Here is a 22,545-nt window from a genome sequence, read left to right as displayed (position 1 = left end):
TCAATTTAAAGTACCTCCATCATAACTTTACTTGCTGACGTTAATGCCTCGAGGGCTTCTTTCAGTTTCCATGCTCCGCGATCACGGGGACCCACAGCATTGGATATCGCCCGGATTTCCAGTACAGGCAAATTGTATTCTCTGGCAGCAAATGCAACACCGTAGCCTTCCATTGCTTCAGCAGCAGCATGGGGTTCAAGCTCCGCCAGCCGGTCAGCCGTATCTTGCGTGCCGGTTACCGTAGAAATCGTGAGAATTGGAGCAGTATGTACAGGCAAATCCGCATCTGCCATGGCAGAAGACAATGCGAGCACCAGGCTGCTCTCTGCGGGAATCCGTGTGGATGAGCCGAATCCCAGTTCATCTAAACTAAGAAATCCTTCAGGGGATTCGGCACCTAAGTCGGCACAGACAATTTCCTCGGCAATGACAAGGGAACCCACCTCCGCACGATCCGGAAATCCGCCCGCAATACCCGCATTGATTACCAGATCATATGTGTTGGCGTGCAATGCCTTCATGGTATTAATGGCTGCTGCGACCGGACCGACTCCGGCTAAGACCACATCGACCCTGTTGTCCTGACACCCTCGCTCTACGGCTTCTTTTTCCTGTTGTACAGAAGTCATCACAAGAATACGGCCATTTAATTTATTCATGTATTCGCCTCCTGTCTTTAAATGCTTTTCCCGTTGGCTGTTAAGGTAATCTGTTCTTGCAAGTGGTTGACTTTCGTTTCAGGATGCTCGCTTTTACCGGCGTAGACGCCTACTTTCGCAGGGCGGGCGCTGAACCCCTCTGACGCAAGCGCCTGTGTGTCTCACCTGTCCCGCATATCCTGCAGGACAAGGAACACTTCGGCAGCGAGACATCGCACGAAGAAAATGTGAAGTTCATTTTCGAGGAGTCTCGCACCTTTCACTCCAATCAACTTGTCAAAGAAGATTTTAATACAAAAAGATCTCCACAACTACAAGCTTCTAGGAAAAAGTCCTCGTTTAAAAGGTAGCACTTAATCGTGTTTTCTTTCCACTTTGATGCTTTTTTGGACCTTATCCATCTGCATAAATTATACCGTTTGGAAGACGCTAATGTCGTATAGAAAATGATGGATACGGAGGTATTGTCATGGATCATGTGGAAGGAAGCGCTTCTACCAACAAATACATACCTGTAAGCTCGGTCACGTCCGGGGAAGGAAAAGAAGTGGCACCAGGCCTTTACTGCTACACCAATCAAATCGTAAATTTGTGTTTTGTTGAAGATCAGAAAAGTAAAAACAGCTGGGTGCTGGTGGATGCCGGCATGCCGGATAGCACAGAAAAGATCATCGCAGAAGCGGAAGAGCGTTTTGGAAAAGAGACCGTGCCAAAGGCGATCATCCTCACACACGCCCACTTCGACCATATTGGAGGAATCATCGGTTTGTTGAAACGATGGGACGTCCCAGTTTATGCACATTCGCTGGAACTTCCGTACGTGACTGGCAAAAAAGATTATCCCAAACCCGATCCGTCAGTGGAAGGCGGGATGGTAGCAAGAATGTCTTTTTTATTTCCCAATGAAGCGATCAACCTGGATAAACAGGTGCATCCCCTGCCTGAAGATGGCTCAGTTCCCGAACTTCCGGAATGGCGCTGGGTGCACACGCCCGGTCATACGGAGGGCCATATCTCTCTTTTTCGTAAAGCTGACCAGGCATTGATTGCGGGAGATGCTTTTATTACCGTCAAGCAGGAAGATCTATACAGTGTAATCACCCAGCATCTCGAAATCAGCGGGCCACCGCGTTACTTTACTCCCGACTGGACGGAAGCCTGGAAGTCGGTAAAGAAACTGCACTCTCTGAATCCCCATACCGCCGTAACGGGACATGGCCGGCCGGTCTCCCGGGAATGGCTTGACGAAAACCTTACGAAATTGGCCCGGGAGTTTGACCGGATTGCGATCCCCGACTATGGAAAATATGTGGAAGGCAACCAACTCGAGCAATAGAGAGTAAAAGGGGCTGTCCAGAAAGTCAGTGTAAACTGACTTTCTGGCAGCCTTTTTTTAAAATACTATAAAAAGTACACAAAAAAATCGTCCTCTTTAGTAAAATGAAAGTTACCACACCAACATCTTCACGAAAAGAAAGGACGATTTTTTATGCGCAATCTTACGATTACTACTGAAAATTATACCACGCAAACGAGCCTTCCTCTAGGGGGAATCCAAGAAAGTTCTTCTACTAAACGAAAATTAGCTCCCACCTTCAAACCGTACGATAACCAACAAGTTCAAATGATCTTTGATCTGCAGGAATGGATTCCAGCCCACCATGTGGCACGTGTAATTGATGAGATGGTGGAGGGCATTCCTGATGACCGGCTATTTTCTTATTACTCCGGCGGTGGACGGAGCTCATATCACCCAAAAATGATGGTGAAAGTCCTCCTCTATGGGTATTCACAGAAGGTCTATTCGTGTCGCGGAATTGAAAAGCTGCTTCAGGAAAATCTTCCGGCCATGTGGCTCGCAGCCATGCAGAAGCCCGATTTCCGAACGTTGAACGACTTTCGCGGCCAACGGATGAAAGCCTTGATGGATGAACTGTTTGAAACCATGATCAGGCAACTCATCCAGGACGAGTATATTACGATGGATCACTACTTTTTGGATGGTACAAAGATCGAAGCCGATGCCAATAAGTATTCTTTCGTGTGGAAAAAATCCACCGTGAAACATGAAGCGAAGTTGAAAGAGAAAATTCAAGAAACGCTGCACCACATCAACCGCCTCACTGAATTAGAAGCGTTGCCAGAAGGAGATGAAACCAGCGATGAGCTCTCCCTTCCATTAGAAGAAGCCGCAACGATTCTCGATGAAGAAGTCACGTCCCTGACGGATGCGATCGAGAAGGAAACGAATACCGAAAAACGCAAAGAGATGCGTAAGAAGCGCAGTATCTACAAAAAACCCTTGAAGCTTATTCGTCACGATTTCTTGCCTCGTTTAGCCAAATATAAGGAACAGAACGAACGGTTTGGAGACCGGAACAGTTACTCCAAAACCGATACCGACGCCACCTTTATGCGCATGAAAGAAGACCACATGAAGAACGGCCAGTTGAAACCCGGCTACAATGTACAGATGGCGACCGAGAACCAATTTGTTTTGTTTTATTCCCTTCATCAACGCCCGACAGATACGCGGTGTTTCATTCCTCATTTAGAGAAACTGGCCGCGTCTTCTTTACCGATGCCGAAAACCGTGATTGCGGATGCCGGTTATGGCAGCGAAGAGAACTATTTGTTTGCGGTCGGAGAAGAAACAGAACCGCGATTTGATTTTCTGATTCCCTATGGAAGCTATTTGAAGGAACAAACCCGAAGCTATAAAAACGAGATCAAAAACGCAAAGAACTGGGTATATGAGGAACTCGATGATTGGTTTATCTGTCCCAATGGCAGAAGGGTACCGTTTAAGAAATATCTGAAGAAAAAGAACCGATCCGGTCTGGAACAAAGTTTCAAGATTTATGAATGCGAAGATTGTACGGATTGCCCGTTTAAAACCAAGTGCACCAAAGCGAAAGGGAACCGCCAGGTGCATTGGAACACGATCTATGAAGAAATGAAGGCCAAAGCAAAAGCAGCCCTTGAATGTGAGGAAAAAGCCGCGATTTATGCCCGACGTAAAGTCGAAGTGGAAAGCGTCTTTGGCCACATCAAGGGCAATCGGTCGTTCCGCAGGTGGTCGTTGCGGGGACTGGACAAGGTACATGTAGAGTTTGGAATCGTGGCATTGGCCCACAACCTCCTGAAAGTAGCAGGCATTCGCCTGACTACTTTCAGGAAAAAAGAACAACCAAAAAAAGCAGGACGGAAAAACTTATCGTTTTTCCGTCCTGCTTTCATTTTAGGGACTTATTGGACAGCCTCTTTTCTTTTTGCCACCTCTTGTTCTGCTCTTATTGATGTAAAAAGAAAATAGAGGCCCGGAATGAAAATAACAGTACCTGCTACTGCAAAACTCTGGCGTGTGGTAAGGTGCAAATATCCGGTGGAAGCAAATAATATCCCAAGAGGCATTGCTGCACGCATCATCAGCAAGCGTACGGCACTCAGCTGGGCAATTCGGTCACGCTTCGCTTCCTGCTGGAACAGAGCTGAACTTTGGGCATTAAAGAGAGGAAAAACCAAACCGCCGAAAAGTTCGCATCCCCAGGCCAGCCATACGTGATCCACTGGAAACAGCAGTAAAAAAGAGAGTCCTCCTCCTGCCAACCCTGTATACATGACTACCGGATTCTTAGGAAGCCGGGACAGAAGAAGACTTCCAATCGCATAGCCAACGGGGAAAGCACCGGAAAATACGGCATACTCCCATCGTTCTCCTCCCATTTCTCCCCGAATAAAAGGAACGCTGAGCACAAGTGAGGCTCCCACCGCAAACTGCACACTGGATGACAGCAAGGTCAGCTTTAGCAATTGGGGCTGCTGGAAAAACGAATGGTAACCTGCCTTCATTTCAGACCACCAAAACTTCTTCGTCCAGATGGCTGCTTTTGTTATTGATTGTGATTGTATAGCACTCAAAGCGAAAAAGCTGAGGAAAAACAAAGCAGAAGAAAGAGCATAGAGCACGGGCAGCGGAAAGGCGAGCAATAACAATGAGACAGCTCCTGGCGCAAGAAAACTCATGATCCTCATGGTTCCATCAAGCAAACCGTTGGCTTCAGCGAGCTCCCTTTCTTCGCACAGCTCGGGCAAAATGGAAAAAGACAGACTGGCATACACTGGCTGCAGCAAACCTAGGCTGCATTGAAGGATCACCAGTCCGGCAATCATGCTGGTATGTGATTGAAAAAGCCAGCCAGCCAGGGGAAACAGATAGCCTCCCATCCGAACCAGCTGAATAATTTTCAATGCCTTCCCTTTATTAACCTGGTTCAAGTAAGGAGCACTGATCCCCTGCAGCACAAGAGAAGGAATAAAATACACGAGCCACAGTGTTCCCATCCATTCTTTTGACCCTGTTAATTCGAACAGCAGCAGGCCATTAATGATTCCACCTGCTGCCCCTCCAAATTCCGAAATCATCTCCCCTGTCCATAGCGCATAAAAGGAGCGGGAATACCTTCTCATCCCTTCAATCCCAAGTACTCATTCAGTTTACCGGAAAATCGTTGGATGGTATCTGTATTAGCCCGGTAAACCCCTTTTTCAACAGAAACAAATGCTGCCGACTTCAAGATGGAGAGCTGATGATGAAGCGTGGTTTTGGAAATCTGAAACTGACCGCTCAATTCCTGAAGAGATAACTGCCCTTGCACAAGGGTAAGCAATAGCTTTAAACGAAGCTCGTCCCCTAAAGCTTTGTGCCCCCTGATGAGGACCGAAGAAGGCTGGCCGGATTCGGTTAAATATTCTTCGTTCACCGGGTAGAATAAAAGCTTTGTATCCACTGTGCGAAGCGAAAGTACCCATGGGCGGTACGAGACATGAGGCACCAGCTTCACATGCCAGACGGATGGCTCGGGTAGATACTCAGCTCCTCCGGTGACCCGTTGAATTTCATCCACCGGTTGATCCCGGTTCAATCTCTGATTTTCTTTTTCCTCAAACCTAAGGGCCTGCATCCATTTTTCCCATACCGGCTGGGTGCGGATAAAATCATGCCACTCCTTCGTCACTGTCTTCATTAAGGAAAGGATATCTTCAATGGCCCACTCTCCCAGCAGCCTGACATAGCCCTCCAGGTAGTCGTGTCCTTTAAAAAATTCCGCATACCGGGTAAAGCATGCTTTATCCGTATAGTTGAGCACAGTGTCTTTCCGATCGCCCTCTGTTTTTTGATTATGATAAGGAAGCAGGACTTCATATAAAGTTTGGTGTGATTCCTGATCCAATGCATTCAAAAAATCCTGAATAGAAATGGCACTCCAATGATTTTGAAGCAGCAGCATGCCGTACCATAAATTCGTTTCCTGTATTTCTTTTAGTGCCAGAAGAAGCTCCGGACTCATGGTGTTCTTCCATGTTTTCCATTGTTCATCAAGTTCAAAGGTATGTCTGAGTTGCGCGTATGTATAACCTGAGATGCCAAGAAGGACCTCCCAAACCTGTGACGATTCTACCGTTACATTCACGGTCTCTGCCGGCTGGGAAGCTAACAGATAGTTCATGTTCATCACTTCCTCTCGTTGAGTATTATTCTAAATTATACGAATAACTAATTCAATAATTTTCGAATCTAAAATCCAAAAAAGCACAAACACCCGGATGGCGTTTGTGCTCTTCGTGCGTTTATTGCTCTACTTTTTCTCTTTTTTGTTGAATTTGCTTTTTATGCGCATGCGTATGGGCGGTAAAACGGTCTTCCTCGACCTGTTCGGACATTTTCATACCATGGGCGACCATGGCAGAAGCTACTTTTTTTAAGCCCATTTGATCTTTTTGATAAACGAAGGAAGCTCTTGTAGAAACAGAAGCGCCAGGCTCCGTCACATAAGGGACCACACGGTAATCTGCCTGCCATTGTGCAGGAGTTACACGGCAGCGGACATATCCTCTGTAATCGTTGAAGAATTTAATGTGCGGATTTTGTTCCAAAATATGATCGGTATCCTTACGCTTGTCTGCGCCGTTGCCTCCTGAAGTAATTGAGGTCCCCACAAATTCAACACCAAACACCTTTGATTTCGGATCATCAAAATTGATAAGCAGGTTGTTTGCCCAGTTCGCATGAACGTCCCCAGTCAATACGATCAGGTTGTTCAAGTTCTTGGATTTGACGAAATCAAGGACACGCTGGCGCTGCGCTGGGTATCCATCCCAGGAATCCATGCTGTAAACCGGTGCAGCTTTCGTCCCAAAGTTCCACTGCGAAAAGAAGATTTGCTGAGCCATCACATTCCAGTGTGCTTTGGAGGCGCTCAGATTGTTAAAGAGCCATTGCTCCTGTTCTTGCCCCATCAATGTACGGCTTGGATCCAGAGATTCCTCTGAAGGTGGCTTGTTTCCATCTCCATTCGCCTGATCGGATCGGAACTGCCGTGTATCAAGCACATTAAAGGAAGCCAGATCACCATAATCAAAATGGCGGTATAGCTGCATGTCCGGCCCGTTAGGTAAAGAAGACTTGCGAAGAGGCATGTGCTCGTAATAGGCCTGGTAAGCCGCAGCCCGGCGAATGATGAAGGCTTCCGGAGATTGGCCTTTTTCTGGAATATTATTTGCATAGTTGTTTTCTACTTCATGATCATCCCAAGTAACTACCCAAGGGAACGCAGCATGGGCGGCCTTCAGGTTTGCATCTGAACGGTATTGGGCATGACGGTTGCGGTAGTCATTCAATGACATGATTTCAGCACTGCTGTGAGTTCGAACATTTCCTGTCGCTGCTACATATTCATTTGGACCATATTCGTAAATATAGTCCCCAAGGTGGAATACCAGATCAAGATCCTCTTCAGCCATATGTTTATAGGCAGTATAGAAACCATGCTCATATTGCTGGCAGGAAGCGAACGCAAACTTGAGTTCTTTGACAGATGCACCTGGGGCAGGAAGGGTTTTGGTGCGGCCGACAGGACTTAATTCATATCCGCTCTTGAAACGATAGTAATACACATGGTTTGGCTTAAGGCCAGTGACTTCCACATGAACGGAGTGACCAAGGTCCGGTCTGGCGAGTTCAGTTCCTTTCTGGACAATATTTCTGAAACGTTCATCTTTTGCGATCTCCCATCTCACTGGAACCGCCTGGCGTTTCATTCCTCCGCCATTTAAGGGATCGGGCGCAAGGCGTGTCCAGAGCACCACGCCATCGGAAAGCGGGTCACCTGATGCTACACCGAGTGTAAAGGGATAGCTTTCGAACTTTGGAGCGGCGTTTACTTCAAATCCACCGATCGACTGTGCAAGAACTGCCCCGAGTGACAGCCCGGCAATTTTACCGGTTCCTCTAAGAAAGCTGCGGCGGTCGAATTTTTTGTTTTCATGTTCCTCAGTCAATTTCTTGATCAAATCCTCCACGTGCCTTTCGTCTGCCATAACAATTCCCCTCTCTTAATGAAAAAGTAGCGTACGAAAGTCAGTATAAAACGTGAATATGAATCTGCTGTTAAGATGTGTAAACCTGCATGAAACGACAAAAAAACAAAAAAGGACAATAATCGCAGGACTATTTTCCTTCTCAGCAATTTATCCATTCAATTTGGTGGTTTTTATCGAGAAAAGAAAAATTTTCTGCAGTGGTTAACAGGGCTTAAGTCACACGTTTTTTAACATTCGCTTCAAAATAAACTAACATATGGAAACCAAAAAACCACCAGGCAGTGTTGGCCACCTGGTGGTTCTTGACCAAAATCTGTTGTTTATGAAGGTTTTTTTAATTCTATGACGTTGCTTTCCTGCTTCTTCTGTTTCTTCCTGTAAACGATTTTGGAAAGCGTAATGCTGAATTCGTATAGGATCAAAAGCGGGATCGTTACAAGAAAATCAGACATAAAATCAGGTGGTGTGATAAGAACAGCGACCACGACAAGACCAAAGTAAGCAAGTTTCCTTGCCTTGGACAAAAGCTTCGGATTCACCAGTCCAATCGATGTAAGAAACATGACGACCAGCGGGATTTCAAATAAAAAGCCAAACGGCAAGGTAAGATTGATCATGAACTTAAAGTATTTTTCCGATGTAAAAAACGTTTGAAACTCACCGTCTGACAGCTTCATTAAAAAATCAAGCACCATCGGATAAACCACAAAATACCCGAAGGAGAGCCCGGCAATAAATAAAAGGAAAAGAGCAGGGATATATGAGAGTGCAGTTTTGGATTCATTTTTGGATAACGCCGGGCTGACGAAAAGCCACGTTTGATAGGCGGCCACCGGAATCGTCAATGCAATGGAAATGACCCCCGATATCATAAAATAGACCCAAAGAATATCACTTGGTCCCAAAACTGCCAGTTTGGCATCGAGATCACGAATCAGCCAATGGTAGATATCCTGAACGTAGATAAACGAAACAATGAAAAATACCGCGAACGTAAGCAGTGTGATAATAATCCGCTTTCGTAATTCTCCCAGATGATCAATAAGAAGCATTTCTGCATCTTTCATAATTTCACCTCATCATATAAGAGAAAGGAGATGACTGCTTTCCGCCATCCCCCGCTCTATTATTTTTGCTCTGCTTTTTCTTCCTTTTCATCAGTGTTCATTAAGTCCTTGGCAGAATTTTTAAACTCTCGCAGCGTACTTCCGAATGCCCGTCCAATTTCAGGCAGTTTAGCAGGTCCAAAAATGATTAACGCAATAACAAGTAGAATAATTAATCCGGGAATACCAATATTTTGGAACATAGAAAGCCCTCCTTAGAATGTAAATCCTGTAATTCCCTCCACAGAAGCCGCGGTTCGTCACGTTGATTCTCTATTTAACCCCTCCCGCTTATGTATCCTTCTCCTCCACCTTAAACAAAGATTATTGAGGCAATATAAAGAAAAATTTAACAAATTATAAAAACTGGAAGGAAGAGGATTTACATAACAAAAAAACCGCTGATTAAACAGCGGTTACTCAAAAAGCGGAACAGCCAGATCTTTTCCGTTCATGCTTAAAGCCGTGTGAAGCTGGCCTCTGTGATGATATATATGTGCCAGAATTTCTAACATCCATTCATAACGGGAATAAGAAACACCCCACCAGGAGGTTGTCACTACTAACCAGTCTTCCTCCCGGTAGTGGCGAATGCTGTCCTTCAAATATTCAAAATGTGAAATGAGCAGTTCCTTGATCTCTCTTGGCGTTTTGGGATTATGCTTCGAATAAAACTTCTCCATCTCCTTCTGTCCCGCCTCATTCATGATAAAAACGTCTGCTTTATAAATCATGCTTATGTGAGTCAACAAATCTTTTACATTTCGTTTATTTTCTCCTAAAGAGATATCCAAATCACTCGCTTCCATCGAGTCTATAAGATTTAGAATGGAACGATTGGCAATCTCCAGTTGGTGGAGAATCGGTTTTATCCTATTCATATATATGATATCCTCTCTTTTTACTTTCGTGACACATTCGGCTGAGGATCTGCTTCCATCAAAAAATCTACCAGATGAACTGCCCGTACCTCTTTATCCAGACCAGCCCGTTGAATGCCAAGTTTCATTTGCAAAAGACATCCGGGATTTGTCGTCACAATCGTGTCTGCTTTTGTTCTTTTGGTCTTCTCCATCTTTACATCAAGAATCTGCATGGAATCCTCATAGTTCACAATGTTATAGATACCCGCAGAGCCGCAGCAGCGGTCATAACCGGCCATTTCCCTGTAGGTAATACCCGGTATTGCCTCCAGCAAAGCCAAAGGTTCGGATGTTACGTTCTGAACGTGTGTCATATGACAGGAGGATTGGTAGGTCACCGTCTCATTCACTGGGTGACGAAATTCCAGACCATCAAGCTCAGCCAAAACGACAGTCACATCCCGCGATTTTTTAGAAAATTTTTCAGCCCGCCTATTCCAGTCCGGGTCATCTTTTAGTAAATGGTCATATTCAAAAAGCATAGCTCCACAGCCGCCCGCATTATTTACGATATAATCGACATTTTCTTTCTCAAACACCTCAATGTTTTGTTTGGCCAGTTGGCGTGCCTCTTCAAGCTTGCCCGTATGTGCGTGAAGTGCACCGCAGCATGTCTGGGCTTTTGGAATGACCACTTCTGCTCCGGCTCTTGAAAGCAATTCAATTGTGTTTTTATTGGTCTGATGAAACATACTGTCCATGACACAACCGCTGACGAAGCCTACTCTCATTTTGGGATTACGTTTCGCCTTTACATGGCGAGGCGAGTTTCTTCTTTCAAATGGCGAGGCAACTTTAGGCAATACCGCTTCGAACTTGTCGAGATGAAGCGGTGCCATAGCGGTCATTCCCGTTTTGCGAGCAATCGCCTGCAAACCTGTCTTTTGATAGAACCAGGTCGCATTTCCTATCGCATTCATCCATTTTCTTGAGGTGAAGAGGCCGTTAAATATTACGTCTTCTGTTACCTGCTGTTTTTTTGTTTTCTTTTCGTGATCCTCCAGCACGGATTTGGCTCCTTCAAGAATTTCGCCATACTGGACATTTGTCGGGCAAACGGTCTGGCATGCCCGGCATCCAAGGCACTTTTCAATCGGTTCCCGCATGGTCTCCACATCGCTTTTTCCTTCAGCCACCATTTTCACCAAATTGATTCTGCCCCTTGGCGAGTGGGTTTCTTTACCCATCGTCTCATAGGTTGGACAAGCGGGAAGACAATAGCCGCACTGAACACAATCGAAGGTCTTTTCATAATGCAGTTGTGTTTTTAACGTATCCATAGATTTACTCATCTCGCAACACCAGCTTTTTACCCGGTTCAGGAAAAATCTTGCCCGGGTTCATGATCTGATTGGGATCCCATGCATCCTTCATACGCTTCATCATATCAAGACCAATGGAACCAACCTCCATTTCCATGAATGGAGCTTTCATTGTTCCAATCCCATGCTCGCCTGAAAGCGTTCCCCCCAATTCAATCGCTGCTTTAAAAATTTCCTCCACGGCCTGCTCCACGCGTTCCATTTCTTCCAAATCTCTTTTATCACAGATGATGTTGGGATGAAGGTTCCCGTCTCCTGCATGCCCAAATACGACAAGATCAACGTAAAACCGGTCCCTGATTTCTTTAAGCCGCTGAAACATCGCGGGAATTTTACTTCTTGGCACCGTCGCATCCTCCGAAACTTTCGTCGGTTTCTTTCTCACTATTGCCGGCGAGACAAGCTTTCTCGCCTGCCACAGCTTTGCGGCCTCCTCACCGCTGCCCGCAACATTGACAGAGTGTGCCCCCGCCCCTTTGCATATGGAAGCCACCTTTTCGATTTCTTCTTCAATTGCCTTTGGATGCCCGTCCAGCTCAATGAGCACGATTGCTTCCGCCGTTACGGGAAGCCCTAAAGGCTTATAGTCTTCCACCGCCATGATGCATGCCTGATCCATCAGTTCCAATTTGGAGGGCAGAATTCCGGACGTGAGCACCTTTGTGATGGCCTGTCCCGACGTTACCAAATCATCGAAAATGATCATGGCCGTCCTGGTGGCCTGAGGTCTTGGAACAAGTTTCAGCGTAGCCTCCGTTATCACACAAAGGGTTCCCTCGGAGCCAATAATGAGTTTCGTAAGGTCATAGCCGGTCACATTCTTGATGGTTCGTCCTCCCGTCCTCATCACGTGGCCTTCAGGCGTCACAATTTCCAAGCCAATGCAATAATCCTTCGTTACTCCATATTTCAATCCTCTCGGGCCACCTGAGTTTTCCGCCAGGTTACCGCCAATAGTGGAGACATGTGAACTGCTTGGATCAGGTGGGTACATCAGCCCCAACTTTGCAGCAGCTTCGTCAATCTTTGACGTTAATACACCCGGAGACACCACCGCAACCATATCTTCAGGATAGATTTCGAGCGTGTCGTTCCATTGGGAGCAATCCAGCACAATCCCGCCGTTTACAGGCAGCGGACCGCCGCTTAACGAGGTCGATTGCCCACGTGGATAAACGGGAATGCCCTCACGATTGGCAAGTTTCATTACTTTAGCCACTTCCTCCGTTGAACGAGGCTGCACGACGGCATCCGGCATATACGTGCCAAAGGATGCATCAAACGAATAACTGAGCCGGTCACTTTCTTCGAGCAGAACTCTACTTTCGCCCAAAATGGCCTGAAGCTCTTTTTCATGAACTGAAGTCATTGTTTTCATGGTATCTTTCACCTTTTCTGCCATTAAGCTTATACTTGGTCTTGTTTATACATCTTCACGATTCTATTAAAATAACCTTCTCGTTACTGTCTTTTTTATTTTTCCCGTGTGGCCGTACTTCTCAATGGGAATAACCATACTAGATCCCTAAATTGGAGGCTTGAGGCATGGACTTCAAACACATATTAAATCAAACCGATCACCGGCCATTCCCACTTCCCCGAGGACCATGGATCGCAACCCAGAGATGGAATCATCTTCTATACGCTCATTGGCCCGTCCCTGTTTCCGTCCTTCGTGAAAAAATACCCTCCTGCCTGGAGATTGATACATATGACAACCAAGCATGGATTGGCGTAATCCCTTTTTACATTAATGAATTCCGTCCAAGATACCTGCCCCCTTTTCCCTTTGCACATGCGTTTCCCGAGCTGAATGTGCGAACATATGTGAAATACAAAGGAATACCAGGCATCTTCTTTTTTAGTTTGGATGCCGGCAGCCACCTGGCTGTAAAAGGTGCCCGTTCCTTTTTTTATTTGCCGTACCGCTATGCCAAAATGAACATTGAGGTCACTGATGAACATGTTCATTACTTGAGCAGACGGCAAGAAGTTGAAGGTACAAAAGCAGATTTCCTTGCCCACTACAAGCCAGTATCAGCCCCTTTTTACAGCAATAAGGAGTCTCTGGACTATTGGCTGGCTGAGAGATATCGCTTTTATAACGAGCACACCAATAAACTGTATTATCTAGATATCCATCATCAGCCATGGACTCTTCAACAGACAGAGGCTGAAATTCAGATTAACTCGGTAGTCACCGCAAGCTCCGGCATTGAGCTGCCAGCTACTCAACCTGTGCTCCATTATTCCAAAACCCAAAAGGTTCTATTTTGGCCCTTGCGCCAGATGGAACTTTAAAAAAGGACTATCCGGGAAATCACGTGCACAACGGATTTTCCGACAGTCCTTTTTACTATTTAGTGCACCAGCTTCTCCGGCGGAAGATAGGTAACTGTTGTGTTTTTCTTTATACGATCTTTCACACCCAAGGGTACTGGTATAAATGTTTCAGCCATCTCTACCGGCATCCATAATACTTCCTCAATCTCGTCAGGAAACTGAATTTCGATTTTACCCCCTGTTATTTTCCCGGTAAACACAAAGAAAACCACATGATGTCCTCTTGCTTCAAAGAACTGCTCACTAATCCCAAAAACATTTCGCACGTCGATTTCCAATCCTGTTTCTTCTTTCATCTCACGAATCGCTGCTTCCTCCAGCGTTTCCCCTTCCTCTACTGCTCCTCCCGGAAGCGTATAATAAGAGGATTCATCGCCAAAGTTTTTAACCATCAATATCTTTTCGCTCGTTTCATCAAACAGCAAAACATACACTACATCAACTCGTTTCATGGGTAGGCTCCTTCTCAAATGTTGGTCCATTTTACTATTCTTCAAATGGAAAGGAAGCCCTTCTTTCCACTAAAAAACCCACTCCAGTGAAGTGGGTTTTTTAAATTTTATTTTTTATTCACGAAGTCACGATCCAGGTCATGGTGAACCTGTGTCGCAGGTACTTCTGGTCTTGGAATATTGCCAAGAGGTTCAGGGTTCTCTAAATATTTGAAATCGCCTGTGCCATCCGGTGCACTGCCCGTTGCCCAAAGGCCTTCAGATGATTCTTGTCCATCAGACAGATTCCAGAATTCCAGGCCATGCTCCTGAGCTTCCATCTCCGCTTCCGGAGGGAATGAAGCCGGAACAACAACACCGTTCTTTTCTTCTAGTTCAGCTACTGCGGCCATCCACTGATACTGGTGGTAACGGTCACGTGCCAGCATTTTACGGAACGTGGCCCTTACGCCTTCATCCGTTGTCATATGATAGAGTCGAGCGACCTGCAACCGGCCCTGTGTTTCCGCATGCAGGTTGGATCGCATGTCCGCCAGTAAATTTCCGCTCGATACAATATATGCCCCACTCCAAGGAACACCATTTGAATTAATCGGCATTCCGCCAAGACCGCTGACGATCAGATGCTGCGGATCGACGCCACCCATAATGGCTGCCAGTTGCGGATCCTTTGCGGCTTCTGACTGATCCTCTGGTGTAGCACCATCCATCAATTGGCTGATGAGCGCACAGAGCATTTCAACATGTCCGATTTCCTCTGTACCAATATCCATCAGCATGTCTTTGTATTTCTCTTCGCCTCTGCAGTTAAAGCCTTGAAAGAGGTATTGCATCATGACGGTCATTTCTCCAAATTGGCCGCCGAGCACCTCCTGAACCCTTTTCGCCAGCATTGGATCTGGACGTTCAACCTTTACTTCAAATTGCAGTTCTTTTTGATGTCTAAACACTGTTCGTCCTCCTTTAAAATGGGTTTATTTGGTTCCATGGTCAAATTACCCCAATCCCCCGAAGACAAAACTAAGGATTCACCTGTTTTTAGTCAGATTTTTGAATAATCCCCATAGTTCCAATAAACACTAACGATAGCTTACAAGGAAAGATGCAGGGACATGGAACAAAAAAAGAACTCAAAGAGCAAGAGCGAAGAAGTTGCGAAAAAAACTATGAACCCTCTGATTACAGCAGCCAGTCGGAAACTGATCAAGGCCTTGCCATTACCCATGAGCAAGTTAGTGATGATTATATGGAAGGTACATTGATGGTGTAATGGAAAACGTCGAGGGGAAAGATATCCCGCTCCAACGCAAAGGCCATGACATTTATAAAAAGAAATAAGAAACGACAAAAGCCTGCAAACATCAACAATCGATGCCTGCAGGCTTTTCACTTTAATTCCCCAAACTCTTGATGTCCTGGTAGATCTGATTAATGTCGCTCACCTGTTTCTTGAGGGGATGGTCCTCGATAAAGGAAGTATCCAGCTTTCCTTCCCTGATGTTTTTCAGGTACAGATCAATTCCATCTTCAAGCGACTGGGCTTTAGACTCCATCTGTCCATGCAGCTCCTGCAGGTTATCCGGAGGTGTCAAACCGCTAAATTCCTGAACGTCTGATTTCATCTGTTTCAACTGGCTTTCCAATTCTTTTCGTTTACTTTCATCATTCACTGCCTGCTTGACAAGGTCTGTCGTCTCACTGCTGAAAGTGGAGACTTCCCCTGCAAACTCTTTGGCCTCTTTTACATAATTGACTGTGTTGGCTGTATCTGTAACGGCTGAACACCCAGTAAGGGCAAGTAGTCCTGCAATCAGACTGATCTTTTTTAAAAGCATACTTTTCCTCCTTGGCTGGTTTCATCCTCATAGTATCCTTACGTAACAGCTTTAGGTTAAGTTTCATTTATAGAAATTTGACACAAAAAAAGAAACTTCGTTTAAAGTTTCTTTTCCGCTTTCCTATTCAGGATGGAATACAGCTCATCCAATTTACAAATTTCATACGTGGGCACAATTCCCGAATCGTTTGGTTTCTCTTCAGGATTAAACCAGCATGTATCCAAACCTGCCAGCTCGCCGCCTTTAATATCGGAATGCAAGGAATCCCCAATGATCAGAGTTTCTTCCGGTGTAAATCCCGGAACCCGTTTAAACACATAATCAAAGTACTCTTTCATCGGCTTTTGATACCCGGTGTCTTCTGAAACAAAAACCCCTTTGAACAATCCGTGCAAACCTGATCCTCGCAGACGTTTATCCTGCGTTTTCGAAACACCGTTCGTTACGATGTAAACATGATAATGGTCCTTCAGCTCCGTGATCAATTCAATCGCCCCGTCTACAAGATGAAATCCCTCATCCAGAAAAGCACGGTAGCTTTTTTCCATGGAAACACCGTCGGCTTCATGACCATACTCTTTCATAAAAAGGGCAAAGCGCGTGTTCAGCAGTTCAGTCCGTTCGATTTCTCCCTCTTCAAACGCCTTCCATAAGCTTCTGTTCAGCTCTCTGTAATGCGTTTCCATTTCATCTGAAAATGGAAGCTTTTCTTGTTCAAACAGCATGCGCAATGCCGCTTTTTCCGTTGCTTTAAAATCCAAAAGGGTATCATCTGCATCAAATAACAGTGTTTTGTAGGTTCTCATGAGGCCATCTCCTTTTGCTGGTTTTCTTCTCTGCTGTTGGATTTAAATAAAACGATTCCTGCAATAATGATCAGCACACCAATCAGCTGTTTAATTGTGAACGGGACAGGTTTCAAACCTAAAAAACCGTACGTATCCATCAGCAGAGCAAATCCAAGCTGAGAAGCCATGACAATTGAAATGGCAACAGTTGGCCGTAGCCTTTTCATGCTCTGAACGACACACGTAACCACTCCAACACCGATTAGCCCGCTGAACCAATACCACGTTTGCATCGGATGAAAAGCAAGGATTCTGCTGCCCTCAAAGACAAATCCGAGCGTCAGGGATGCAAGAAAGCCAAGGCACAACACCAATGTTGTTGTCGCCCAGGAATTTGCATGCTCATTTACTTTGCTGTTAAATATATTCTGCATCCCGACAAGCGAACCCGCAATCAATGCCAAAAGAATTCCCAAAAGCATAAAGCACCTACTCCTTTTCTTTACTCGTAAATATTATCATTCGCCAGTTTCTTCAGCCCTTCATGATCTTTCACAAGTATTCCTCCGCTGTACCGCTCGACAAGACCTTCTGCACACAGCTGCTGGATCACCCGGTTCAGATGGCGATAGCTTGTTCCAATCAGATTGGCGGCATCCTTCAGACTCGCAGTACTGTGCTTTCCGTTTAACAATCCATCCGACGCATCAAACGAAACAGACAGCAGATAGCTTGCCAGCCGGACTTCCACCGGGTACAGCAGGTTAAAACGCAATGTATTAGATTTAATATAGAATTTATTGGTGATAATTTTCAGTAAAAAATTTAAAAATGCGGGGTCGCCGCTTCCGTATTTTTTCAACCAGCGGTGATGAACACCAATCATGGTGACCTGTGATACAGCCTCTACCGTATTGACCGTCTCTGTTCCTCGTACATATTCAATATCACCGATCAGTTCCAGCGGGTTTTTGAACGAAAGGATTAACGTCTTCCCTTCCGGCGAAGTGGTATACACTTTCACTTTTCCCTCAACCAGAACATACAGGTAGGCTGCGGGTTCGCCCTGGGAACATATCTTTTCGCCCTGTTCAAACGTACAGAGCGTTAAATGCGGCTGCAGGCTGGTATTGAATAGCGATTCGATTCCGTTTGAGCACAAATAGGCTGTTATCCTGTCTGTGTCCTTCAACTCCTCCATTCTATCACCTTCCCTTCGCCATTTCCCCTAAAAACTCAGTATCAGTACCCCGGCAATCATCATGCCGATGCCGATAAACTGAGGCAGCTTCATCCGCTGTTTGGTTACACCGAACCAACCGAAGCTGTCCGTCAAAAAAGCAATGCTCAACTGTGCAATGAGGAGCGCAGAAATCGATACGGTCACGCCAATCAAATGGATCGCCGTCACATTACTGAAAATGACGATCGCTGCGAACGATCCTCCAGCCAGGTAAAGGGGTTTTACCCGGCGAAACTGTTTCCATGTATGATCCCGGAACACCAGCATCAAGAGCAAAGCCGCCACAAAACCTGTACCCTGCGTCAGGGTCGTGGCCTGCCAGGTGCCAATATCCTCGCTGATCCTGGAATTCGCCACCCCCTGCAGGGTGATAAAAAATCCGCCCAAGAGTGCAAATAAAATCCCTTTCATCCTATCTCTCCCTTTTTTCATTTCCATTACTCATTATCAGGGAAAGACATAAGCAAAGGAAAGGACATATGTCCTCATTATAGTAAATTAAGAAAAAATAAAAAAGCTGGTTTCCCAGCTTTTTCATTAACCAACTATGACTCCCAGCCCCCGGCGAATAAGATTGGCTGTGACCGGTTCTCTTCCCATTTCCCTCGCCCAAACAGAGAGTTGACCGATATGATGGATTTCATGGGCAATCATATGCCTCATAATTTCACCATGGGTAAAACGGACGTTTCCGGGTTCCTTCATGAGTTGATGTTCCATGCTGTCGTTCCAGGCGTTCACAAAGTTCTGAACTTCCGGTTTAAACTCGGTGTCGAGCCTCCTGACCTTTTCCAGGGATCGATACCCATCAAAACTTTCCTGAAAGTCAGGTTCCCCCTTCATGCCCCGTATCCAGCTCCATTCCACATCCGCGATATGGAACAGGGTATGAAGAATCCCGCCTACTCCTCCCGTCCGTTCCCTCAGAAGCTCTTTAAGCGGTACGTCTTCACACCACTTATACCAGTCTTCCCTGACTTGCCAGTTATAATGAAACAAGGTTTTCATATGTTCCCCCTCACGTTTAGTCACCCTCAAAACATCTTTCTACAGCGCAACGTAATATCCTCTGCAAAAGCCATAAAAAACAGGGAAAACAGCAGGCTGCTCTCCCTGTGAAACATTTCTATTCTTGATAGTTAAACAGCACTTCCCACGTTTCCCGGCCAACTATGCCATCAACCTGAAGGTGCATTTTCTTTTGAAATTCTTTGACTTTGGCTTCCGTTTTGGTACCGAAATCTCCATCCACTGTAATATTGCCTACCACAACTTTTAACCGTTTTTGAATGTTGACCACATTCTCGCCTTTGTCACCTTTTTTGGTGACATGGCCAGGATATGGCAAACTGGTTTGATATAAGGTATTCCATGTAGTTGGCCCCACGATCCCGTCTTCCGTCAAAAAACGGTAGTGCTGAAACAGCTTGACGTTTTCGAGCGTTTTTTTTCCAAAGATTCCATCCGCTGTGGTCGGAATCAAATTTCGTGTTAACTGTTGTTGGACCTTCTTCACATCCGAACCCCGATCCCCATATTTAATGACATGTCCGGGATACGGTTCAGGTGTGCTCAATTGTTGTGACTTTACTTGTGATTCAGCATGCGATTGAGTTGGAAACAAAGGTGTAACGGCCAGAAACCCTGCAGCGGTCAAGCAGATAACAAACTTCTTCAAACTCATATAACGATGGCCCCCTTACAAGTTTTTGGAAAAACACACAACATTAATCTATACCCTGCCGTTCGTCCCTTACAACCTCACATTACCTAAACAGGTAAAATTACCCATATTTATATAATGCTACGGACGACCACTCGACCTTCTTTTCCGTTTTTTTGTGTGAATTTGCCGAAAAATCGGCACACCCTGAAGGCCATTGTGATTTTTGTAAGCGGTTTTACGATAAATAGAGTTGGCACAAATCTTGCACTAGTAAGAGATGAAGTCTATTCATAAAAGGAGGAACTCGTGTGAAAGCAGCTGTTGTTAATGAATTTAAAAACAAGTTGGAAATTAAGGATGTTCCAAAACCGAAGTTGGAATTTGGGGAAGTGCTTGTCAGAATTGAAGCTTGCGGCGTCTGCCATACCGATCTCCATGCCGCCCATGGCGATTGGCCAATCAAGCCAAAGCTCCCCCTCATTCCCGGACACGAAGGAGTCGGGATTGTAGAAGAAATTGCAGAAGGAGTTACTTCTGTAAAAGTTGGTGACCGTGTAGGGATTCCATGGTTGTATTCTGCTTGCGGAGAGTGTGAATATTGCTTAACCGGCAGGGAGACACTCTGTCCCGACCAACTGAACGGCGGATATTCGGTGGATGGCGGATATGCCGAGTACTGCAAAGCACCTGCCAGCTATGTCGCAAAAATCCCTCCAAATGTTGACCCTGTGCAAATCGCCCCGATTCTTTGTGCAGGTGTGACTACGTACAAAGCATTAAAAGTTTCCGAAGCAAGACCTGGTGACTGGGTAGCCATTTATGGAATCGGAGGACTCGGCCATGTTGCTTTGCAATATGCAAAGGCAATGGGATTCAATGTGATAGCAGTCGATATCCAGGACGAAAAGCTGGAACTTGCAAAAAGACTAGGCGCTGATCTAACGGTTAACGGAAGAAATAACGACCCTGTCCAAGTCATTAAAGAGAAAACCGGCGGCGTTCAATCTGCCATCAGTGTGGCTGTTTCAAGAATTGCTTTCGAACAAGCCTATCATTCTGTAAAACGCGGCGGCACGGTGGTTGTGGTTGGACTACCTGCCGATGAACTGCCCATCCCGATTTTTGATACCGTTTTAAACGGAGTCTCAGTCAAAGGCTCCATAGTTGGAACGAGAAAAGACATGCAGGAAGCTCTTGCATTTGCTGCCCAAGGAAAAGTAAAAACGAATATTGAAACAGCACCGATCAACCAGATTAATGAAATTTTTGACAAGATGGAAAAAGGAGAAATCAACGGACGATATGTACTAACCATGTAGAACGGCAGAAAAGCAAAAAGGAGGCTGAGCTCAAAGAGAACGAGCTAGCCTCCCTTTTTTTCGTTTAAAAAATAACGCAGCTGACGAGTCGTGATTTCTAACCGTTCCGCCGCTTCCTTTCGATTTCCCATCGTTTCTTTCAGCATCTTTGTAACAAATGCCCTGCCGATACGAACTTCCAACTCTTTCACTTGTTGAATAATTTCATCAAGCCCTACGTCCTGTTCATCTGCCCATAATTGATGTATATGTTTGACCCAGTCCTCGAGGTAAAATTGCAGATCCTTTTCTGATTTCCTTAAGGCAGGAATAATGGAGGCGCGAGAACTAGTCCTATCATAGGTGGCAGCTCTTAGTTTATCCGGTAGATATTCGGATGTAATCATCCGGGTTTCTCCTTCAGCCAAAGCGGTTGCACGTTTTACAACGTTCACAAGTTCTCGTATATTTCCAGGCCATTGATAGTGCTGTAATAGATTTACCGCCTCTTCTGAAAAAGAGAGCTGGGATTGCTGTTTTTCAAGAAAATAGGTTAATAGTTCCGGAATGTCTTGTTTACGGTCACGAAGAGGAGGAATAGTCAGTTTTACAACCTCCAGTCGATAGAGCAGGTCTTCTCTGAACATTTTTTGTTCCACGGCACCAGCAAGATCCACGTGAGATGCAGCCACTATTCGTGTGTTCGTTCTCCTGACAGCTTCATCACCAACTCTCATATACTCTCCTGATTCAAGCACTCGCAGCAGCTTTACTTGGGTAGATAAAGAGGCTTCTGCAATCTCATCTAAAAATATTGTTCCTTTATTGGCAATTTCAAATATTCCCTTTCGTTCTTTTATGGCTCCGGTAAATGCCCCTTTCTCATGGCCAAAAAGCTCACTCTCCAAAAGAGATTCTGAAAGCGAACCGCAATTCACTGCAAGAAAGGGATTGTCGGATCTTAAACTGGCTTGATGAACAAAATGAGCAAGCACCTCTTTACCTGTTCCTGTCTCTCCCTCAATCAGCACATTGATATTTTTCTTTGCAATTTTATAAGCAAGCATAATCAAATGCCGCATTTCCTTGCCGGAGCCAATAACCAACCCTGTTTGTTTTGCAATTCTATGTATTTCACTGTCATTGACCGTCTGGTTATGATGAAGCAGGCGATCAATTAAAGACTCCAATTCATCAATATCTTCAAACGGCTTTTCAATGTAATCATTTGCCCCTAATTTAATAGCATCCACTGCTGTTTTGATCGTACTATAACCAGTCATTACAATGGACTTGCACCCGGGAGATGTTTTCTTGAGCTGTTTAAGAATATCGAGACCATTGGCATCAGGCAGTCGAATATCCAGCAGAGCCAAATCATAGACCCGCTCCCTGATTAAATGGTAAAAATCTTTACCGCTCCCTCCAAGGGAAACGGTGTAACCTTTACTGGATAACAAATACGATAAAAAATGCCCTACTTCCGGTTCATCATCAATGATTAAAATATTAATCATGCTATCC

The 22,545-nt window shown here is 45.3% G+C and carries 24 protein-coding genes; 5 read left to right on the top strand and 19 right to left on the bottom strand.

Annotated features, from left to right (window positions below; genetic code table 11):
• Positions 1–5: 5 nt before the first annotated feature.
• Positions 6–659, bottom strand: a complete 654-nt coding sequence (locus QNH15_RS08170) for a futalosine hydrolase (protein WP_061968363.1) — start codon at positions 657–659, stop codon at positions 6–8.
• 469 nt (positions 660–1,128) lie between these two features.
• Between QNH15_RS08170 and QNH15_RS08165 the strand changes: the two genes are divergently transcribed.
• Both QNH15_RS08165 and QNH15_RS08160 read left to right on the top strand, forming a co-directional pair.
• Positions 1,129–1,995, top strand: coding sequence for an MBL fold metallo-hydrolase (locus QNH15_RS08165; protein WP_283893954.1), 867 nt, complete (start codon positions 1,129–1,131; stop codon positions 1,993–1,995).
• Positions 1,996–2,148: 153 nt separating this feature from the next.
• The gene (locus QNH15_RS08160; protein ID WP_283893953.1) at positions 2,149–3,975 is read left to right on the top strand and encodes an IS1182 family transposase; all 1,827 of its coding nucleotides are present in this window, start codon (positions 2,149–2,151) and stop codon (positions 3,973–3,975) included.
• On the opposite strand, the gene QNH15_RS08155 is transcribed toward QNH15_RS08160, so the two are convergent.
• From QNH15_RS08155 to QNH15_RS08120, 8 genes are all read right to left on the bottom strand, one after another.
• Positions 3,909–5,129: an MFS transporter gene (locus tag QNH15_RS08155; RefSeq protein WP_283893952.1), complete on the bottom strand. Its 1,221-nt coding sequence runs from the start codon at positions 5,127–5,129 to the stop codon at positions 3,909–3,911. The genes QNH15_RS08160 and QNH15_RS08155 overlap by 67 nt on opposite strands.
• Positions 5,126–6,169, bottom strand: coding sequence for an ArsR family transcriptional regulator (locus tag QNH15_RS08150; RefSeq protein ID WP_283893950.1), 1,044 nt, complete (start codon positions 6,167–6,169; stop codon positions 5,126–5,128). Before QNH15_RS08150 ends, QNH15_RS08155 begins: the two co-directional genes overlap by 4 nt.
• 121 nt (positions 6,170–6,290) lie before the next feature.
• The gene (locus tag QNH15_RS08145) at positions 6,291–8,039 is read right to left on the bottom strand and encodes an alkaline phosphatase D family protein (RefSeq protein WP_283893948.1); all 1,749 of its coding nucleotides are present in this window, start codon (positions 8,037–8,039) and stop codon (positions 6,291–6,293) included.
• Between the two features lie 323 nt (positions 8,040–8,362).
• Entirely contained in the window at positions 8,363–9,109 is a 747-nt protein-coding gene (gene tatC / locus QNH15_RS08140; protein WP_283893947.1) for a twin-arginine translocase subunit TatC, read from the bottom strand.
• A 59-nt stretch (positions 9,110–9,168) separates the two neighbouring features.
• Positions 9,169–9,351: a twin-arginine translocase TatA/TatE family subunit gene (tatA, locus tag QNH15_RS08135; RefSeq protein WP_061968348.1), complete on the bottom strand. Its 183-nt coding sequence runs from the start codon at positions 9,349–9,351 to the stop codon at positions 9,169–9,171.
• Between the two features lie 213 nt (positions 9,352–9,564).
• Complete coding sequence (locus QNH15_RS08130) at positions 9,565–10,029, bottom strand: DinB family protein (protein ID WP_283893944.1); 465 nt, start codon at positions 10,027–10,029, stop codon at positions 9,565–9,567.
• 20 nt (positions 10,030–10,049) lie between these two features.
• A complete protein-coding gene (locus QNH15_RS08125; protein ID WP_283893942.1) occupies positions 10,050–11,363 on the bottom strand; it encodes a (Fe-S)-binding protein in 1,314 nt (437 codons plus the stop codon).
• Entirely contained in the window at positions 11,356–12,762 is a 1,407-nt protein-coding gene (locus QNH15_RS08120) for an FAD-binding oxidoreductase (RefSeq protein WP_283895492.1), read from the bottom strand. The genes QNH15_RS08125 and QNH15_RS08120 overlap by 8 nt, the downstream gene beginning before the upstream one ends.
• Before the next feature lie 176 nt (positions 12,763–12,938).
• Here QNH15_RS08120 and QNH15_RS08115 point away from each other — a divergent pair, with 176 nt between their 5' ends.
• A complete protein-coding gene (locus QNH15_RS08115) occupies positions 12,939–13,694 on the top strand; it encodes a YqjF family protein (protein WP_283893940.1) in 756 nt (251 codons plus the stop codon).
• A gap of 59 nt (positions 13,695–13,753) precedes the next feature.
• Here QNH15_RS08115 and QNH15_RS08110 read toward each other — a convergent pair whose 3' ends face one another.
• A complete protein-coding gene (locus QNH15_RS08110; RefSeq protein ID WP_283893938.1) occupies positions 13,754–14,188 on the bottom strand; it encodes an NUDIX hydrolase in 435 nt (144 codons plus the stop codon).
• Between the two features lie 107 nt (positions 14,189–14,295).
• Positions 14,296–15,138 (bottom strand): manganese catalase, encoded by an 843-nt coding sequence (locus QNH15_RS08105; RefSeq protein WP_283893936.1) that lies wholly within the window; start codon positions 15,136–15,138, stop codon positions 14,296–14,298.
• A 152-nt stretch (positions 15,139–15,290) separates the two neighbouring features.
• Between QNH15_RS08105 and QNH15_RS08100 the strand changes: the two genes are divergently transcribed.
• Complete coding sequence (locus QNH15_RS08100; protein WP_283893934.1) at positions 15,291–15,458, top strand: YozQ family protein; 168 nt, start codon at positions 15,291–15,293, stop codon at positions 15,456–15,458.
• A 121-nt stretch (positions 15,459–15,579) separates the two neighbouring features.
• Here QNH15_RS08100 and QNH15_RS08095 read toward each other — a convergent pair whose 3' ends face one another.
• The 7 genes from QNH15_RS08095 to QNH15_RS08065 all read right to left on the bottom strand — a co-directional run bounded on the left by QNH15_RS08095 (position 15,580) and on the right by QNH15_RS08065 (position 19,741).
• Positions 15,580–16,023: a DUF6376 family protein gene (locus tag QNH15_RS08095; protein WP_283893932.1), complete on the bottom strand. Its 444-nt coding sequence runs from the start codon at positions 16,021–16,023 to the stop codon at positions 15,580–15,582.
• Positions 16,024–16,124: 101 nt separating this feature from the next.
• Complete coding sequence (locus QNH15_RS08090) at positions 16,125–16,832, bottom strand: YjjG family noncanonical pyrimidine nucleotidase (RefSeq protein WP_283893930.1); 708 nt, start codon at positions 16,830–16,832, stop codon at positions 16,125–16,127.
• Entirely contained in the window at positions 16,829–17,296 is a 468-nt protein-coding gene (locus QNH15_RS08085) for a DMT family transporter (protein WP_061968319.1), read from the bottom strand. Before QNH15_RS08085 ends, QNH15_RS08090 begins: the two co-directional genes overlap by 4 nt.
• Positions 17,297–17,316: 20 nt before the next feature.
• Entirely contained in the window at positions 17,317–18,015 is a 699-nt protein-coding gene (locus QNH15_RS08080; protein ID WP_283893928.1) for a Crp/Fnr family transcriptional regulator, read from the bottom strand.
• A 27-nt stretch (positions 18,016–18,042) separates the two neighbouring features.
• Positions 18,043–18,468: a DMT family transporter gene (locus tag QNH15_RS08075; RefSeq protein WP_061968314.1), complete on the bottom strand. Its 426-nt coding sequence runs from the start codon at positions 18,466–18,468 to the stop codon at positions 18,043–18,045.
• A gap of 126 nt (positions 18,469–18,594) precedes the next feature.
• Positions 18,595–19,065 carry a DinB family protein gene (locus tag QNH15_RS08070; RefSeq protein WP_283893926.1) on the bottom strand — a complete coding sequence of 157 codons (471 nt, stop codon included), beginning with the start codon at positions 19,063–19,065 and terminating at the stop codon, positions 18,595–18,597.
• A 118-nt stretch (positions 19,066–19,183) separates the two neighbouring features.
• Positions 19,184–19,741 carry a peptidoglycan-binding domain-containing protein gene (locus tag QNH15_RS08065; RefSeq protein ID WP_283893925.1) on the bottom strand — a complete coding sequence of 186 codons (558 nt, stop codon included), beginning with the start codon at positions 19,739–19,741 and terminating at the stop codon, positions 19,184–19,186.
• A gap of 290 nt (positions 19,742–20,031) precedes the next feature.
• Here QNH15_RS08065 and adhP point away from each other — a divergent pair, with 290 nt between their 5' ends.
• A complete protein-coding gene (gene adhP, locus QNH15_RS08060) occupies positions 20,032–21,042 on the top strand; it encodes an alcohol dehydrogenase AdhP (protein WP_283893923.1) in 1,011 nt (336 codons plus the stop codon).
• A 44-nt stretch (positions 21,043–21,086) separates the two neighbouring features.
• Here the strand turns inward: adhP and QNH15_RS08055 are convergent, their stop codons facing one another.
• A complete protein-coding gene (locus tag QNH15_RS08055) occupies positions 21,087–22,538 on the bottom strand; it encodes a sigma-54-dependent transcriptional regulator (RefSeq protein ID WP_283893921.1) in 1,452 nt (483 codons plus the stop codon).
• Between the last annotated feature and the right edge of the window lie 7 nt (positions 22,539–22,545).

It is taken from the genome of Fictibacillus enclensis (genome assembly GCF_030123385.1).
Classification (GTDB): Bacteria; Bacillota; Bacilli; order Bacillales; family Fictibacillaceae; genus Fictibacillus_C; species Fictibacillus_C enclensis.
The sequence above is the reverse complement of the archived record's forward strand: the minus strand, read 5'-3'. Positions and strand labels throughout refer to the sequence as shown.

Coding starts and splice junctions, on each gene's coding strand:
- QNH15_RS08070 (WP_283893926.1), bottom strand. CDS start 19,065: ATGAAAACCTTGTTTCATTATAACTGGCAAGTCAGGGAAGACTGGTAT.
- QNH15_RS08160 (WP_283893953.1), top strand. CDS start 2,149: ATGCGCAATCTTACGATTACTACTGAAAATTATACCACGCAAACGAGC.
- tatA (WP_061968348.1), bottom strand. CDS start 9,351: ATGTTCCAAAATATTGGTATTCCCGGATTAATTATTCTACTTGTTATT.
- QNH15_RS08095 (WP_283893932.1), bottom strand. CDS start 16,023: ATGCTTTTAAAAAAGATCAGTCTGATTGCAGGACTACTTGCCCTTACT.
- QNH15_RS08065 (WP_283893925.1), bottom strand. CDS start 19,741: ATGAGTTTGAAGAAGTTTGTTATCTGCTTGACCGCTGCAGGGTTTCTG.
- QNH15_RS08170 (WP_061968363.1), bottom strand. CDS start 659: ATGAATAAATTAAATGGCCGTATTCTTGTGATGACTTCTGTACAACAG.
- QNH15_RS08155 (WP_283893952.1), bottom strand. CDS start 5,129: ATGAGAAGGTATTCCCGCTCCTTTTATGCGCTATGGACAGGGGAGATG.
- QNH15_RS08165 (WP_283893954.1), top strand. CDS start 1,129: ATGGATCATGTGGAAGGAAGCGCTTCTACCAACAAATACATACCTGTA.
- QNH15_RS08080 (WP_283893928.1), bottom strand. CDS start 18,015: ATGGAGGAGTTGAAGGACACAGACAGGATAACAGCCTATTTGTGCTCA.
- QNH15_RS08125 (WP_283893942.1), bottom strand. CDS start 11,363: ATGAGTAAATCTATGGATACGTTAAAAACACAACTGCATTATGAAAAG.
- QNH15_RS08110 (WP_283893938.1), bottom strand. CDS start 14,188: ATGAAACGAGTTGATGTAGTGTATGTTTTGCTGTTTGATGAAACGAGC.
- QNH15_RS08120 (WP_283895492.1), bottom strand. CDS start 12,762: ATGACTTCAGTTCATGAAAAAGAGCTTCAGGCCATTTTGGGCGAAAGT.
- QNH15_RS08075 (WP_061968314.1), bottom strand. CDS start 18,468: ATGAAAGGGATTTTATTTGCACTCTTGGGCGGATTTTTTATCACCCTG.
- QNH15_RS08090 (WP_283893930.1), bottom strand. CDS start 16,832: ATGAGAACCTACAAAACACTGTTATTTGATGCAGATGATACCCTTTTG.
- QNH15_RS08115 (WP_283893940.1), top strand. CDS start 12,939: ATGGACTTCAAACACATATTAAATCAAACCGATCACCGGCCATTCCCA.
- QNH15_RS08085 (WP_061968319.1), bottom strand. CDS start 17,296: ATGCTTTTGGGAATTCTTTTGGCATTGATTGCGGGTTCGCTTGTCGGG.
- QNH15_RS08130 (WP_283893944.1), bottom strand. CDS start 10,029: ATGAATAGGATAAAACCGATTCTCCACCAACTGGAGATTGCCAATCGT.
- QNH15_RS08100 (WP_283893934.1), top strand. CDS start 15,291: ATGCAGGGACATGGAACAAAAAAAGAACTCAAAGAGCAAGAGCGAAGA.
- QNH15_RS08150 (WP_283893950.1), bottom strand. CDS start 6,169: ATGAACTATCTGTTAGCTTCCCAGCCGGCAGAGACCGTGAATGTAACG.
- QNH15_RS08055 (WP_283893921.1), bottom strand. CDS start 22,538: ATGATTAATATTTTAATCATTGATGATGAACCGGAAGTAGGGCATTTT.
- tatC (WP_283893947.1), bottom strand. CDS start 9,109: ATGAAAGATGCAGAAATGCTTCTTATTGATCATCTGGGAGAATTACGA.
- QNH15_RS08145 (WP_283893948.1), bottom strand. CDS start 8,039: ATGGCAGACGAAAGGCACGTGGAGGATTTGATCAAGAAATTGACTGAG.